The organism is Clostridium sp. CS001 (genome assembly GCF_020443565.1).
Taxonomy (GTDB): Bacteria; Bacillota; Clostridia; order Clostridiales; family Clostridiaceae; genus Clostridium_AD.
The window spans coordinates 48,721-63,176 of sequence record NZ_JAIZZN010000010.1 but is presented as its reverse complement, the minus strand read 5'-3'; the positions used below and the strand labels follow the sequence as shown (position 1 = coordinate 63,176).

The following is a 14,456-nucleotide window of genomic DNA, read 5'->3' as shown; positions in this document are numbered from 1 at the left end:
TTTAACAAAAACTGCTACCTTTTTTATAAATAATTAATAGTAACGTACTTACCAAGTTTTTTCATATGTTTTACTAATTTGTCTACAAGTTTTAGCTTAATACTTAAATCTACAGGAAAGTTAGGATTTTGATGCGCTGGATTTATAGCCTTTCCTATCCATAAGTTAAAATGAGTACAATCTTCAATTAGCATCTTAACAAGTCTACTGGCTCCATCAAGGCCTTCTAAATCGCAGGAATACTCTTGTTGCAAAAATCCTGCCTCATAATTTGCTAGCTTCTCTAGCGCTTTGCTCAAAGTTAAAACTCCTTCAGTTACTAAATCTATTCCCTCCATAGTAGCTGTAGGTGGTACATCCTTATCATAAAAGGTTAGATCAACTTTAATAGGACGATTTAACTCTCTACTTGCAATATTAGAGGCCGTTCCGCCACAAATTATCTTTTTACCAGGACCTTTCATAAATTCTTTAATCATTGAGCTATCATTTCGCTCATCCTTAGGTGGCCCTGTAAACAGATCAATGAACTCTGGTTTTCTAGCTTTTATACATAGGGCTGTAGTATCATCCCCTGGCTTTCCCCCATATAAATCCCAACATACTTGAATTAGATCCTTTGCAATGTTTTTTGAACTTCGCCTACACTGTGTATTTCTAATTAAGTAATTTTGTACATTGTCCCAACTCCAACCTAAATTTAACATATTCCCAATTCCGGCATGAATGCATCCGTCGCTAACTATAGTTAGTACGTCACCTTCTTGTAGTGTGAATTGACTTTCCACTACTTTCTTATCATTAATTATACTTTCCTTTTTATCAATTTCAACACCTGTTTTATTCCTTATTAGAAAAAACGGCGGATTATCATATTCCGCAATATATGTCCTTCCGTCATTATAAACTTTTATAAGAGTAAAAGTGCAATAGGCAATATTCCTAACTTTGCAAACAGGAAGAGTATTTACTATGGTATCTACAGTTTCGTAAATATCTGCTCCCTCTTTAAGCATTGTACTTGCAATTTTAGCTGTTAATGATGCTAATATATTAGCTTTTACACCACTACCGAGGCCATCTGCAAGTACAATTATAGTACTATCTTCTAGCCTTATAACTTCTACCCTATCTCCGCAAAGTTCTTCATCTTTTTTTATCAAGTTATCATAAGCTACATCAATGAATAGTCCCATTTAATCACCATCTTCCCCCGCAACTATTTTCTTAAGCTTGGTTAAAATAATCTTTGTTTCTGCAGTGGTTTCACCTAGTAGACTTGCTATTTCTTGCGCAACTCTCATTTGTTTTTCAATAACTTCTTGAGCTGCATTTAAGGTATTTTCTTTAACCTTCATAAGTTCTTTTTTGTTTTTCTCTTCGCTGATAACATTAATCATACTTGCAAGCACCATGTTTTGCTTTGGTAGATACACTATATTAGCTATAAATACTACCCCATACTTTGGATAAGCAACCTTTTTGCCCGTTATACTTTGCCCAGTTTCTTTTACATTTCTAAAATCCTCATCATCAATAAGCATAGATATAGGCTTACCAATTATATTTTGATGTTGAATTTTAAACACAGCTTGAGCCGCTGGATTTATCTCTCTCACATTCATTTCCCCATCTAGCAAAATAATATTACTAGCAGTATGCTCAACTATTTCATTAGCAAGGCTTTCGGCCTTAGTTCTCATATAATGAAGACACATATTTGTCTCCGCCATACCTTCAAATACTGCTTGAGCCTTCATCCTGCAGGTATTATATCCACAAACTCCACAATTGAGTTCATCTTTGAGTTCATATTTTCCCATTTCTCTCATGATAGCTGTAAGTTCTTCTTCTGTAGCTAAAACTCTTTTTACTTGCCTTTCCGCAAATTCCCTAGAGAAATTTATATTTTGTGGTACCTCCATATCCTTTGGATCATTATAGTTTTTACGGCTCTTTATATAGTTTCTAACCTTTTTTAACTTGGTATAATAATTCTCACCATTCTTGATCATAACCGGTCCACCAATGCAACTTCCATCACATGCACTTGCTTCTATTAGCACTCCTTTTAAATCGCCACTTTTAATACTATTAAAGACTTCCATACATGCTTCCATTCCACTAACAGTAATAACTGAAAGCGGGCTTTTTTCTAATTTTTCACCCATAGCTTCAATAATACCTCCTCCAAGAGGAAATCCTTGTCCTCTGCTATAGGGATTTGTATCGAATTTTTCTTCTTTTAACTCATCTATTTCTATTCCAAGTTCAGACGTCCATAAGTTTATCTCATCAAAAGTTAATACTGCATCAATTATATTCTCCTTTGAATAACTTTGGAACTCAGATTTTTTTGCAAGGCATGGACCTATAAATACAACAAAGCTTTCTGTGCCAAACTTATCCTTTAATAACTTTCCATGGGCTATCATTGGCGATACTGTGGGAATTAAATATGGAATAATCTCTTTAAAATATTTCTCCACTAAATAATTAGCTGATGGACAAGATGTGGTTATATACACTTCTTGCTCATTTTCTTTAACATACTCATTATATAGATTAGATACTACCTCTGCTCCTACTGCCGTTTCCTCTACTATGTTAAATCCTAGTTTTTTTAATGCTGACACTACTTTTCCAGGCTGCATATCAAAAAAACCAGCAAAAGAGGGCGCTAAGCTTGCTATAACATTTTTACCTTTTTTTATAGCCTCTTTAACAGTATCTAAATCACTTTTAATTTCTCTAGCATTTTGTGGGCATATGGTAAGACAATGTCCACATTCTATACATCTTTCCTCATCTATAATAGCTTGTTCATTTTCAAATCTTATTGCCTTCACCGGGCATGAACGAAGACACTTATAACAATTTCTACAATCTGCTTTAGAAAAATTTATGTTATTCATTTGATATGCTCCTCATAATAGTTTCCTTAAAAAATTCATCTACATTACTTTCATTTAAGGAAAATAATTCCTTATCATCTACACTTACAGAAACTGCCTCCATACATCTCCCACTGCAAAAGGCGCCCTTAAGTTCTACTTTATCTGAAATGTCATTTTCTTTAATTAATCTTTGCAAACCTTCAATTACTTCCCTAGAACCTTTTAGATGACAGGCACTTCCTACACACACACTAATAATTATCATATTATCATCCTTTCATATTAGTTTCTTATATTTATTTTTCACTATATCTTAATTATGAAATTCTAAATTTCTTTATTTCATCATACCGTTTACATTAAAACTATCTATAATTCAATTTTACACTAACTTTGACAAAATTAATATAGCCTTTGACTTTTTTTTAACAATGATTTTAAAAAATATCCACAACTGAAGTAGCAATTTAACTTCAGTTGTGGATATTACCCTTATATTTGTGTATTCACATCAAAAGCACTAAGTACCCTATCTAATATACCATTTATATGCGCTATAGCTATTCCAAAATTCGTAATAGGCAACTCTTCCATATTAGCCTTCTTAATTCTCGCCATTAATTGTTGCCTGTTAAACATACATGCTCCACAATGAACTACAAGCTTAAAGCCACTTAAATCCTCTGGAAAACTACTTCCTGCACAAACTGTTATATCCAATTTTCCACCTATCTTTTCCTCAAGCCATATAGGAAGCTTTTCCCGTCCTATGTCTCCCTCTAAGGGATGATGTGTGCAAGCCTCTGCTATTAATACCTTGTCTCCTACCTTTAGAGTATCTATAGCTCTAGCCCCTTTAACCAAACTGTTTAAATCACCTTTGTATCTAGCCATAAGTATAGAGAAAGAAGTAAGCGGTACATCTTTTGGAACTATAGCGTTAACTTTTTTAAATACTTGTGAATCTGTAATTACTAAATCTGGCTTTTCCTTTAGTGAATCTAATACATCCTGAAGTTCACTGTCCTTTACAACGTAAGCCATGGCATCATTATCAAGAAGATCCCTAATTATCTGAACCTGGGGAAGTATTAACCTTCCCTTTGGTGCCTGCAAATCCTGTGGCGCAACAACTATTACTCTAGCTTTTGCTTTTACTATATCCCCCACAATTGTACTCTTTTCAAAATCCTCGGGAGCCATGTTCATAATTGCCTTCTTAAGCTCATCAATATTCACATTATCCTTTGCGCTAATTCTCACAAAAGGTATATCTATTATCTTTTGAATATCTTCCACTGCCACTTCGTTCTTGTCAATCTTATTTATAACACCGACTACAGGTATCTTTCTTTGCTTTAAATCTTCATACCATTCTTTCTCAAAAGATAAGTCTGTTGCCTCTCCATCTATAACCAAAAGAGCCAAATCCGTTTTATCCATAACTTCCTTAGTCTTCTTAATTCTAAGCTCACCAATGGCTCCCTGATCGTCAAGTCCCGCAGTATCTATAATAACAACTGGCCCTATTGGAAGCAGTTCCATAGCCTTATACACTGGATCAGTGGTGGTTCCAGCTAAATCCGATACCAAAGCAATGTCTTGAGCCGTAAGTGCATTAATCAAACTTGATTTCCCTACATTTCTTTTTCCAAAAATAGCTATATGAAGCCTATTAGCATTTGGTGTTTGCTGCATAATCTATGCCTCCTACTATTAGAATCTTAAATCTCGTTCCCCTTTTTCTATTCTGTCTAACTTCTCCTTCGTTGCCTCTCTTGCCTTTTCATTTGGTATCTCTTCTAATCCTTTTTTTATAGTTTCCTCTGCTACTTTTGTAATATTGTCATCACCGTAATCCATTACGAATTCCTTTAAAGTAAGAAGAGCATTAGGTTGACATACATTGTGTATCTGACCAGTCTTTGCAAGTCTCATGAATCTATCCCCAGTTCTTCCTTCTCTGTAGCATGCAGTACAATAGCTTGGAATATACCCACCTGCACAAAGACTTCCTATGATTTCTTTTGGTGACCTATTATCTCCAACCTCAAATTGTGGTTTTTCGTCACTTACATGGTGATTATATTCATCAGAATATCCACCAACACCAGTACAAGAACCTGCACTAACTTGAGAAATACCCAAAGCTAAAACTTCTTCTCTAAATTTTATATCTTCCCTTGTGGATAAAATCATTCCCGCATATGGAACAGCAAGTCTTAATACTGCCACTAGTTTTTTAAATTCATCGTCTGTCACTAAATACGGATAATCCTTAAGACTTACATTTTCGGCTGCTCTTAATCTTGGTACTGATACAGTATGAGGGCCTACTCCAGTACTTGCTTCTAAATGTTCTGCATGCATAAGCATTGCTATTGTATCGTACTTATATTCATATAATCCGTATAGAACTCCAATACCCACATCATCTATTCCAGCTTGCTTTGCTCTGTCCATTGCTGTTGTATGATAGTTATAATTATGTTTCGGACCATTTGGATGAACTTTTTCATAGGTTTCTTTATGATAGGTTTCTTGGAATAAAATATACGTTCCTATGTCTGCATCCTTAAGCATTTTATATTCTTCTACAGTTGTAGCTGCAATATTTACATTTATTCTCCTTATGCTTCCATTATCAAATTTTATTGAATATATATTTTCAATACATTCAAGTACATATCCAATTGGCGTGTGAACTTGATCTTCCCCTACTTCAAGAGCTAATCTTTTATGACCTAAAGATTCTAAAACTCTAACTTCTTCCTTTAGCTCCTCCATGTTAAGTTTCTTTCTTTCGAAACTATCATTTGAGTGCTTGTAACCACAGTACTGGCAGTTGTTTACGCAGTAATTACTTACATATAACGGTGCGAAAATCACTATTCTCTTACCATATATCTTTTCTTTGATTTCTTTAGCACTTTTAAACATCTCCTGCAATAATTCTGTGTCTTCTATATTTAAAAGTACAGAAGCCTCTCTATGTGTAAGTCCAACACAAGTTTTAGCTTTATCTAAAATTTCTCTGACAACGGCTTTGTCATTAGCCATATTCTTTCCGTATTCTATTGAATCCTTTATTTCTGAATCAACGATAAAATCCTCAGCTTTATATTCTTTCACGTTAAATTCCTCCCATATCTTTTATTTTCTTAGCTCTTTTATATTGAATTGTTATTTTACATTCACTTATTAGTTATTGCAGATTTTACATTTACCCCAGAAATCTTTCCTATCTTCCCTGTCATGGCGCTTATTTCATCCATTGTTCCATCTACAATTACAGAAATCACAAATATCCCCCTATCTTTATAGGGTACTCCGATTCTTCCTACAATTAAATTCCCGAAATCATGAAGTATGTCATTAACAAAAGTAGCCTTGGTGAACTCTTCTATTATAATTCCCACAACTCCAATTCTCTTTTCCATATTCCCCCTCCATATTTACCAAAAATAATAAAACCTCCTACAAAACGTAGAAGGTTTAAGTATACCTATAAATACTTTATACTTTCGCCTCCCTTTTGCTTAGAAAACTCCTTACAATTAGGTTCGAATTAATGATATTAAATTAACTTATCGTTCCATTTGGTCAGAAAATTCTAACTTAACCGAACAATTAAATTATACAAAGTTTCAGTATTGTTTGTCAATGATTTATCAATATTAAATATGGCGTAAAAAAAATCCTCACCATAAGGTGAGGGTATTATTATAATTGCATTTAAAATATATTTTACTTCAATAAAAATCTATCTCTTTTTAAACTTAAAGTTGCTCACCATTAAATAAGATAACACAATCATTAAAAACATAGTCGGCAGTAAATTTGACGCATTATTAAGCATTATCAACGCATAAAGGGCTAAAAACGTGCCTGTAATAGTTATAGGAATCCCTGAAAATACTCCATCAAATTCTGTAATATTATATTTTGCTAACCTATATGCTCCTGCTACGGGAAATACTAAAACCATTAAGTATCCAATAGTCCCTAGTTGTGTGAAATTATAAACATTAAATATCAATATGGAAGGTGCTACACCAAAAGATACTACATCACATAATGAATCTAGCTCTTTACCTAAATCATTTTCTATCTTTAAATACCTAGCTATTCTTCCGTCGTATCTATCAAATATTCCTGCTAAAAGAATAAACATTGCTGCCATTACATATTTTGATTCAAAACTCATTAGTATAGACATAATACCACAAGACATATTGCTTAAGGTAAACATATTTGGTACAGCATTTCTTATTTTAACCATTTGTATCCCTCCTAACATTATGATTATACCATAATGTTTAGGTTTATACTTTATTATTAATGAAAAAAGGATCAGCATTTTTTGCTAATCCTTTTTTCCAATTATCTCTCAACAATAATCGCTGTTCCTTGGCCTCCACCAATGCATAGTGTCGCTAGCCCTGTTTTAGCATCTCTTTTTATCATTTCATATATTAATGTAATAAGTATTCTTGCACCCGAAGCTCCAACTGGATGCCCTAGTGCTATAGCTCCACCATTAACATTTACCTTTTCCATATCAAAATCTAAATCTTTAGCTACAGCTAATGATTGAGCAGCAAAGGCTTCATTCGCTTCTATTAAATCTAAATCTTCTACATTCATTCCTGCCTTTTGAAGAGCTTTTCTGGTTGCAGGAACCGGACCATATCCCATTATCCTTGGATCTACTCCGCCTGAAGCATAAGATTTTATTGTAACTAAAGGTTTAAGTCCTAATTGATCCGCTTTATCCTTTGACATAACTATAAACATAACTGCACAGTCATTTATTCCTGATGCATTACCTGCTGTTACAGTTCCATCTTTTTTAAAGGCTGGTTTCAATTTGCTTAATTTTTCTATAGTTGAACCCATCTTAGGGAACTCATCTGTATCAAATATTATTGGTTCACCTTTTCTTTGAGGAACTGTAACTGGAACAATCTCATCTTTAAATTTGCCTTCTTTTATAGCCGCTTCTGCTCTTAATTGGCTTCTTAAAGCAAAATTATCTTGATCTTCCCTTGTTAAATTCCATTGCTCAGCAATATTTTCTGCTGTAATTCCCATATGGTAGTCGTTAAACGCATCCCAAAGTCCATCTTTAATCATAGTATCAACTACAGTTCCATCGCCCATTCTTTGACCCCATCTATTATTTGGAAGCACATAGGCTGCATTACTCATGCTTTCAGTTCCTCCTGCTAAAACTACATCTGCGTCCCCAGCAATTATAAACTGTGCTGCCATGCTTATAGCTCTTAGTCCTGATCCACAAATCTTATTTATTGTAAGTGCTGACGCTTCCTCAGGAATTCCAGCATGTATTGATATTTGTCTTGCAACGTTTTGTCCAAGTCCCGCTGATAGTACGTTACCTACAATAACCTCTTCTACTATAGCTGCATCTATTCCTGCTCTTTTTATAGCTTCCTTAGCTGCAACAGTTCCTAGTTCTACCGCTGACATTTTTGATAATGTTCCTCCAAAGGACCCTATTGCTGTTCTTGCTGCTCCTACAATTACTACTTCTCTCATATCTGAAACCCTCCATTTATTTGCTTTTAAATTTATTTACTTTTTAATATATTGTTACATCAAATTAAAGATTGATTATTTAAAGAAACTGTATCTGTATACTTATTATTTTCTTTAACATTTTTCCTATACACATAATACATAGCACTTTTCATGCCAAGTCTACAAATCCTGTAAAACTATTGTTCTCGTAGCTTTATGCTCTATAAAATAAACTATAATCGCAAACTAAGTTTACATATATAGCTTAACACATTTATACTCTTGATGCTTGTTAATATTATAACCCTCCTGTTAAAAGAATCACTAAAAGGGCTATCAATATGTTGCTATACCTTATCTTTTCTTCTTACCTATAATTGTTACCTAGAATACTGCAATAATCATCCTTTTGCAATCTTATATAAAATAAAAAAAGCACATGTAAACTTAGTTTACATGTGTATTATTGTAGATCTGCCAATTCTCTTAAATTATAACGATTTATTTTCTTATATAATCCAGCTCTACTAAGCCCCAATATCTTTGCTGTTTCATTTTTATTTCCAGCTGTTTTATTTAAACATTCCATAATAAGATCCTTTTCAATGGTTTCAACAATGTCTTTCAAATAATTATTTTCTAAAGAATACTTTTTTATCTTATTTTTAATTATCTTTTCTGGCAAGTGTTTTGGCATTATAGAAAGATCTGCATCAAGTAAGTTAATGGCTCTTTCTATTACATTTTCAAGCTGTCTTATATTCCCCGGCCAGCTATAAGATTTCAGGTAATCGATCGCTTCTCTAGAAATGCCCTCGGAGTAAATACCATATTTTTTACATATTTTTATCCTCAGCTCATTTGACAATTCTTCAATATCTTCTACTCTTTCTCTTAAGGGTGGTAACTTTAAGTGCATAACATCCAATCTATAATACAAATCTTCTCTAAACTTTCCATCTTTAATTAACTGCTCTAAAGACTTATTGGTGGATGCAATAACTCTTACATCTACATTTATAACATCATTTCCACCAACTCTCACTAACTCCTTTTCTTGAATAACTCTTAGAAGTTTAACCTGCATATTCATGGGCATATCACCAATCTCATCTAAAAGGATAGTTCCACCGTTAGCACTTTCAAACTTACCTTTCTTACCTGTTCTTTTTGCACCAGTAAAGGCTCCTTCCTCATACCCAAACATCTCAGATTCAAAAAGTTCAGCTGGGATGGCCCCACAATTAATCTTTACAAAGGGTTTTAAACATCTTCTACTAGCATTATGAATAGAATGAGCAAAAAGTTCTTTACCGGTACCGCTTTCCCCGGTAATTAATACATTAGAGTCAGTTTTCGCTGCCCTTTTCGCAAGGCTCATTACCTCTATACTCTTGTCACTACGGCCTATAATATTATTAAAGGTGTATATTGCTTTTCTATCTGTACTTAACTCATTTCTATAGTATTCAAGCTCTTTTTCCAAATTATTTAGTTTATTGCTCAATGTTTTAAAATTGCTTAAATCCTTGAACATTACTTTTCCGATAGCACCTACAACCCTACCATCTTTCACTATGGGAACTCTCATAGAAATCATCTTGTGACCATTAACTTCTTGAATTTCTCCAACTTCCTTTTCACCAGTCTTTGCAACTATATGTAGTTTTGTATTTTGAATAACCTCGGTTACATGTCTTCCCTCTGGGCTTTTGCAACCAATAAACTTTTTATATCCACTGCTCATCATAGTTATTATTCCACGTTCATCTACTACAACTACGCACTCATCTACAGTATCAAAAATTGTATTTAAAAGATCTTTATCAACATAATAATCATTTATTGTATCCATTTGCCACCATCCTTTAACCCAATTATAATGTTCAAAGTTTTTTTTATCAAGACATAAGTTAAATCCTCATTTGCGATGCTGCAATAAATAGTGCCACTCACGTGGCAAGTGGCAAAAGTGACAACCTATAGCATATAGATGTTATCCACAGTAACTTCAGCAATACATTTCCTATATAACAAAAAAAATAGCAAGATATCTCTAGCTATTTTTTATATTACTTTATTCTTTTGATATTATATTTGTTTGCAAAAACAACATTTTCTTATTCTTCTATTGTAATTGCATCAACAGGGCACTGCTGCTCTGCATCCCTTGCACTATCCATTAAATTTTCTGCCACATCCTCTTCTGATGCTACAGCTTTTCCGTCATCTTCCATTTGAAAGATTTCAGGACATATAGCTGGGCACAATCCACATCCTATGCAAGTATCTTTATCTACGTAAGCTTTCATTAAAATCACTCCTTAAGTTAAATTTTATATAAATAATCCTATATATTTGTTCCCTTAATAATATATTAATATACTATTCTAAAGAAATATCTAACTTTATTTACCAAACACATTCATAAATGCTGTGATAACCCCTGCATTACAGAAATCTATAAATAAACTTCCAACCAAGGGTACGATAAAGAATGCCTTTTCAGCTATACCGTACTTCTTTGTCATAGCTTCCATATTTGCCATGGCATTTGGTGTAGCACCCATACCAAATCCGCAATTACCAGCCGCCATTACCGCTGCATCATAATCTTTTCCCATAACATTAAAAGTTATAAAGTAAGCAAATGTCCCCATTAAAACTGTTTGCGCTAATAACATTACTATAAGCGGTAAGGCTAAATCAGCTAATTGCCACAGCTTTAATCCCATTAACGCCATAGATAAGAATAAGGATAATGAGACATTTCCCATAATATCTATTTCATCTGCGTAAATTTTAAATTTGCCTGTGGAATCTGACATATTTCTAAGGATTGCAGCTGCAAACATAGCTCCTAAATAAGGCGGAAATGTCATTCCTGTTTTCTCTAAAAGAAAAGATAATATTGTTCCCATGCCCATAGCTACTAAAATCTGAGCTGTGGCATTCATAAAATTATCAGGAATTAGATGTTTTTCAGTTTTTTGTTTGGTTACTGCAACCTCTGCATCTGCAGTATAATTAATCGTTTTCAACGGACATAATAAATTATTTTTTTCAATTAATCTCTTCCCTATAGGTCCACCAATCATGCTACCCATAATCAATCCATAGGTGGCCGATGCCATTGCTACTGTAGTTGCTCCAACTGCACCTGCTTTTTCAAACAATGGAGCAAATGCACCCGCAGTTCCATGTCCTCCTACCATAGGTACCGAAGCAGTAGACAGTCCTATAAGTGGGTTTAATCCAAATAACTTTGCAAGTGTTACACCTGTAATATCCTGAAGAATTACAAGTGTTATAGATATTCCTAAGAATATGAAAACTTGTTTTCCTCCCTTTTTCAATAATTTAAAGCTTGCTGTAAACCCTATCGTTGTAAAAAACGCAGTCATAAATAATTTTTGAAGGGTTATATCCATGTCAAAAGTCAATATGTTGCCCTGCTTTAGTGCTAAACTTAGGATGGCAAAAATCAAGCCTCCGATTACTGGTGCCGGTATGCAATACTTGTCTAAGAATTCTAACTTGTTTTTAATCTTTTGTCCTATAAATAATACTATAACTGCTAATGCTGCTGCTTGGACCATATCTAACTTTAAAACCATTTATAGTTCCCCCTTATAATTTTTATATAATATTATAAGTATAAAGAGTTCCTACAATTAACTACTCAATACTACTAAATCATTCTTAAATGTTAATTTCTTTAAATTTAAGACATTAATTGTATTTATTTAGAAGTTTAACTCTTATATTTGGGTACCTAACTTTGTGATAATACTTTCGATAAATTTTTTTGTGTTTATTTTCCCAGGTTCTTCTAAGTCATTGTTTATATGTCGCATTTCTTGCCTTACTTGCTTGAAGTCAAAAAGTAATGTACTATATTCCATAAAAATACTACTACTATAGTCATCACAACCTATTTCTGCTACAGTTTTCAAAGCCTTTTGAATAGTTCTCCTAATTCTTTGTTCTAAAGCCTTCTTATTTGAATTTATATTTGTGTCATTTTCTTCTTCTTGTGCAATGTCGTCGTATATTTCTTGTAATTTATATGTAGCATATGGATTTTTCTTTTTAATATCTATTATTTTATTTATTACCTTTATTAAGTCATTACTACCTACAGCACCTGCAATACCTATATCAGCAAAAATGGTAGCTAGCTTAGCCTCCGGAAATATCTCTTTTGTTATACCATTATCATTATTTAAGTTTAATATTGCACTCTTTATAAGTGCTAAAGAATCCTCTAACTCAATATTATGACATATTCCTTTTATAACATTAATAGTTTCTATGCTATTAATTGGTTTACTTATAAAAAAAACTATTCCATTCTCATATGCCTTTGATACTAAGGATTCTTCTTCAACTTGGGATATCATAATGAACTTACCTTTATAACCCTGTTCCTTAGCAATCTTAGTTATTTCAATTCCATCCAATACAGGCAGTAAAAGATCTATAAGTACTATGTCTGGGTTATAGAAGATAATCTCTTGAGTTGCATGTTCTCCACTATCAAGTTCACATATAACTTTTCCAAAATCATTTTTCTTTATAAGATTTCCTAACATCTTTCTAATATTAACATCATCATCAATAATCAAAAAATTCTTCCCCACAATTATCCTCCCCTTAGTGAATTGCTAGGTATTTTCAACGTAAATCTACTACCTAACCCCGGCTTTGAATTCACTTCTACGTTACCACCTAAGTCTTCAATAATATTTTTTACATGAGAAAGCCCAATTCCTGTAGATGATTTTCCCGTTATCTCATCATACTTTGTAGTAAATCCAGGATTAAAAATATACTCAATAACATCTTCCTCAATACCATTTCCTGTATCTGTTACTTCAAAATATATATTATCTGTATCCTCTCTCTCAGTTATATCTATGTATCCCTTACTTTCACAGTCATCTATACTATTTACAATTAAATTATTAAGCATAACAAATATACCATAATAAGATTTAATAGTGAAATCCTCTTGAATATTAAAGGATATTTTTATTTCTTTTTTGCTTTCATTTATGTACCTACTTGTATTGTCTTTAATAATAGTAAAAATATTTGAAAGCGTCATTTTATCCTCATTTTCAAAGTTGTATATAATTGCTTCAAATCCTTTTAAAACTCTATAATGATCTTTTTTTATTTCATGTACCTCTCTAGCAATGTCTAATGTTTTTTCTCTCAAGTGCTGATTATCTTTATAAGTTTCATATAAACTATAACTTTTAGTCATTATCTTTTCAATATCTTTCATAGACTTCTTTAAATAAAACATTTCAGCATGTATATTTGAAATTAACAAATTAAGCTCTGTATATCTTTTTTGATGTTCACTACTTAAAATAAATAATTTTTGTTTATTATAAGTTAGATATGCAAGATAAGCAAAAAAACTTCGGATAAACCCAACTACAATAATAAGCCTTATAATATGTAAGTTTATATTATTTCGTATCAAAGCTTCAATTATATTACTTAAGGAATCCGTTAGTGCTAATATTAGTATTGTATTAATTATGCCATTCTTGTATTGCTTAACTTTAATGGCTTTAAGTAGAATTCCATATATTGAATAATATATTAGTGAAGGAAAGTTAAAAATTATTGCTTGTAAAATACTCTGATCTAATAGTAGTATCCCAAAAATATTTCTTATTATAAATACAGCTATTCCACATAAAATAGCCAGACCCATCTCTGACATATCCTCCATTACTAATATAGATATATTAAAAATAATTACACCTGCAGAAAACTTAAGTTGAACTTCAAGCGGGTAAAAATATATTTCACCAAATAGTGCTACAATTAATGACACTACTATATATTTCTTTATACGTGACATACACTCCTCCAATAATATTTAGTAAAAAATACCCCTTGTGCACTAAGCAGAAGGGGTATTTCTATGTTACTTAATTTAATATATTATATCAAATATTGTTCTATTGTATATAGCTTCATTTTAAATGTAGT

At 32.5% G+C, this 14,456-nt stretch carries 13 protein-coding genes; all 13 read right to left on the bottom strand.

The window, feature by feature from the left end:
• Positions 1-23 precede the first annotated feature (23 nt).
• The 13 genes from LGK97_RS08955 to LGK97_RS08895 all read right to left on the bottom strand — a co-directional run bounded on the left by LGK97_RS08955 (position 24) and on the right by LGK97_RS08895 (position 14,325).
• Positions 24-1,196, bottom strand: a complete 1,173-nt coding sequence (locus LGK97_RS08955; RefSeq protein WP_226259421.1) for a SpoIIE family protein phosphatase — start codon at positions 1,194-1,196, stop codon at positions 24-26.
• Positions 1,197-2,915 carry a [Fe-Fe] hydrogenase large subunit C-terminal domain-containing protein gene (locus tag LGK97_RS08950; RefSeq protein ID WP_226259420.1) on the bottom strand — a complete coding sequence of 573 codons (1,719 nt, stop codon included), beginning with the start codon at positions 2,913-2,915 and terminating at the stop codon, positions 1,197-1,199.
• Positions 2,908-3,162: a (2Fe-2S) ferredoxin domain-containing protein gene (locus tag LGK97_RS08945; RefSeq protein WP_226259419.1), complete on the bottom strand. Its 255-nt coding sequence runs from the start codon at positions 3,160-3,162 to the stop codon at positions 2,908-2,910. The genes LGK97_RS08950 and LGK97_RS08945 overlap by 8 nt, the downstream gene beginning before the upstream one ends.
• A gap of 227 nt (positions 3,163-3,389) precedes the next feature.
• Positions 3,390-4,595 (bottom strand): [FeFe] hydrogenase H-cluster maturation GTPase HydF, encoded by a 1,206-nt coding sequence (gene hydF / locus LGK97_RS08940; RefSeq protein WP_226259418.1) that lies wholly within the window; start codon positions 4,593-4,595, stop codon positions 3,390-3,392.
• Positions 4,596-4,613: 18 nt separating this feature from the next.
• Positions 4,614-6,029, bottom strand: coding sequence for a [FeFe] hydrogenase H-cluster radical SAM maturase HydG (hydG, locus tag LGK97_RS08935; RefSeq protein WP_226259417.1), 1,416 nt, complete (start codon positions 6,027-6,029; stop codon positions 4,614-4,616).
• Between the two features lie 62 nt (positions 6,030-6,091).
• Positions 6,092-6,337 carry a TM1266 family iron-only hydrogenase system putative regulator gene (locus LGK97_RS08930; protein ID WP_226259416.1) on the bottom strand — a complete coding sequence of 82 codons (246 nt, stop codon included), beginning with the start codon at positions 6,335-6,337 and terminating at the stop codon, positions 6,092-6,094.
• Positions 6,338-6,660: 323 nt separating this feature from the next.
• A complete protein-coding gene (pssA, locus tag LGK97_RS08925; RefSeq protein ID WP_226259415.1) occupies positions 6,661-7,179 on the bottom strand; it encodes a CDP-diacylglycerol--serine O-phosphatidyltransferase in 519 nt (172 codons plus the stop codon).
• 101 nt (positions 7,180-7,280) lie between these two features.
• Positions 7,281-8,459: an acetyl-CoA C-acetyltransferase gene (locus LGK97_RS08920; RefSeq protein ID WP_226259414.1), complete on the bottom strand. Its 1,179-nt coding sequence runs from the start codon at positions 8,457-8,459 to the stop codon at positions 7,281-7,283.
• Positions 8,460-8,904: 445 nt separating this feature from the next.
• Positions 8,905-10,296, bottom strand: a complete 1,392-nt coding sequence (locus tag LGK97_RS08915; protein WP_226259413.1) for a sigma-54 interaction domain-containing protein — start codon at positions 10,294-10,296, stop codon at positions 8,905-8,907.
• A 265-nt stretch (positions 10,297-10,561) separates the two neighbouring features.
• The gene (locus LGK97_RS08910; RefSeq protein WP_226259412.1) at positions 10,562-10,753 is read right to left on the bottom strand and encodes a ferredoxin; all 192 of its coding nucleotides are present in this window, start codon (positions 10,751-10,753) and stop codon (positions 10,562-10,564) included.
• Between the two features lie 96 nt (positions 10,754-10,849).
• Complete coding sequence (gene gltS, locus LGK97_RS08905) at positions 10,850-12,058, bottom strand: sodium/glutamate symporter (protein ID WP_226259411.1); 1,209 nt, start codon at positions 12,056-12,058, stop codon at positions 10,850-10,852.
• 144 nt (positions 12,059-12,202) lie between these two features.
• On the bottom strand, positions 12,203-13,084 hold the full coding sequence (locus tag LGK97_RS08900; protein WP_226259410.1) for a DNA-binding domain-containing protein: 882 nt from the start codon (positions 13,082-13,084) through the stop codon (positions 12,203-12,205).
• A 2-nt stretch (positions 13,085-13,086) separates the two neighbouring features.
• Positions 13,087-14,325 (bottom strand): ATP-binding protein, encoded by a 1,239-nt coding sequence (locus tag LGK97_RS08895; RefSeq protein WP_226259409.1) that lies wholly within the window; start codon positions 14,323-14,325, stop codon positions 13,087-13,089.
• Positions 14,326-14,456 lie beyond the last annotated feature (131 nt).

Coding starts and splice junctions, on each gene's coding strand:
- LGK97_RS08955 (WP_226259421.1), bottom strand. CDS start 1,196: ATGGGACTATTCATTGATGTAGCTTATGATAACTTGATAAAAAAAGAT.
- LGK97_RS08950 (WP_226259420.1), bottom strand. CDS start 2,915: ATGAATAACATAAATTTTTCTAAAGCAGATTGTAGAAATTGTTATAAG.
- LGK97_RS08945 (WP_226259419.1), bottom strand. CDS start 3,162: ATGATAATTATTAGTGTGTGTGTAGGAAGTGCCTGTCATCTAAAAGGT.
- hydF (WP_226259418.1), bottom strand. CDS start 4,595: ATGCAGCAAACACCAAATGCTAATAGGCTTCATATAGCTATTTTTGGA.
- LGK97_RS08930 (WP_226259416.1), bottom strand. CDS start 6,337: ATGGAAAAGAGAATTGGAGTTGTGGGAATTATAATAGAAGAGTTCACC.
- pssA (WP_226259415.1), bottom strand. CDS start 7,179: ATGGTTAAAATAAGAAATGCTGTACCAAATATGTTTACCTTAAGCAAT.
- LGK97_RS08920 (WP_226259414.1), bottom strand. CDS start 8,459: ATGAGAGAAGTAGTAATTGTAGGAGCAGCAAGAACAGCAATAGGGTCC.
- LGK97_RS08915 (WP_226259413.1), bottom strand. CDS start 10,296: ATGGATACAATAAATGATTATTATGTTGATAAAGATCTTTTAAATACA.
- LGK97_RS08910 (WP_226259412.1), bottom strand. CDS start 10,753: ATGAAAGCTTACGTAGATAAAGATACTTGCATAGGATGTGGATTGTGC.
- gltS (WP_226259411.1), bottom strand. CDS start 12,058: ATGGTTTTAAAGTTAGATATGGTCCAAGCAGCAGCATTAGCAGTTATA.
- LGK97_RS08895 (WP_226259409.1), bottom strand. CDS start 14,325: ATGTCACGTATAAAGAAATATATAGTAGTGTCATTAATTGTAGCACTA.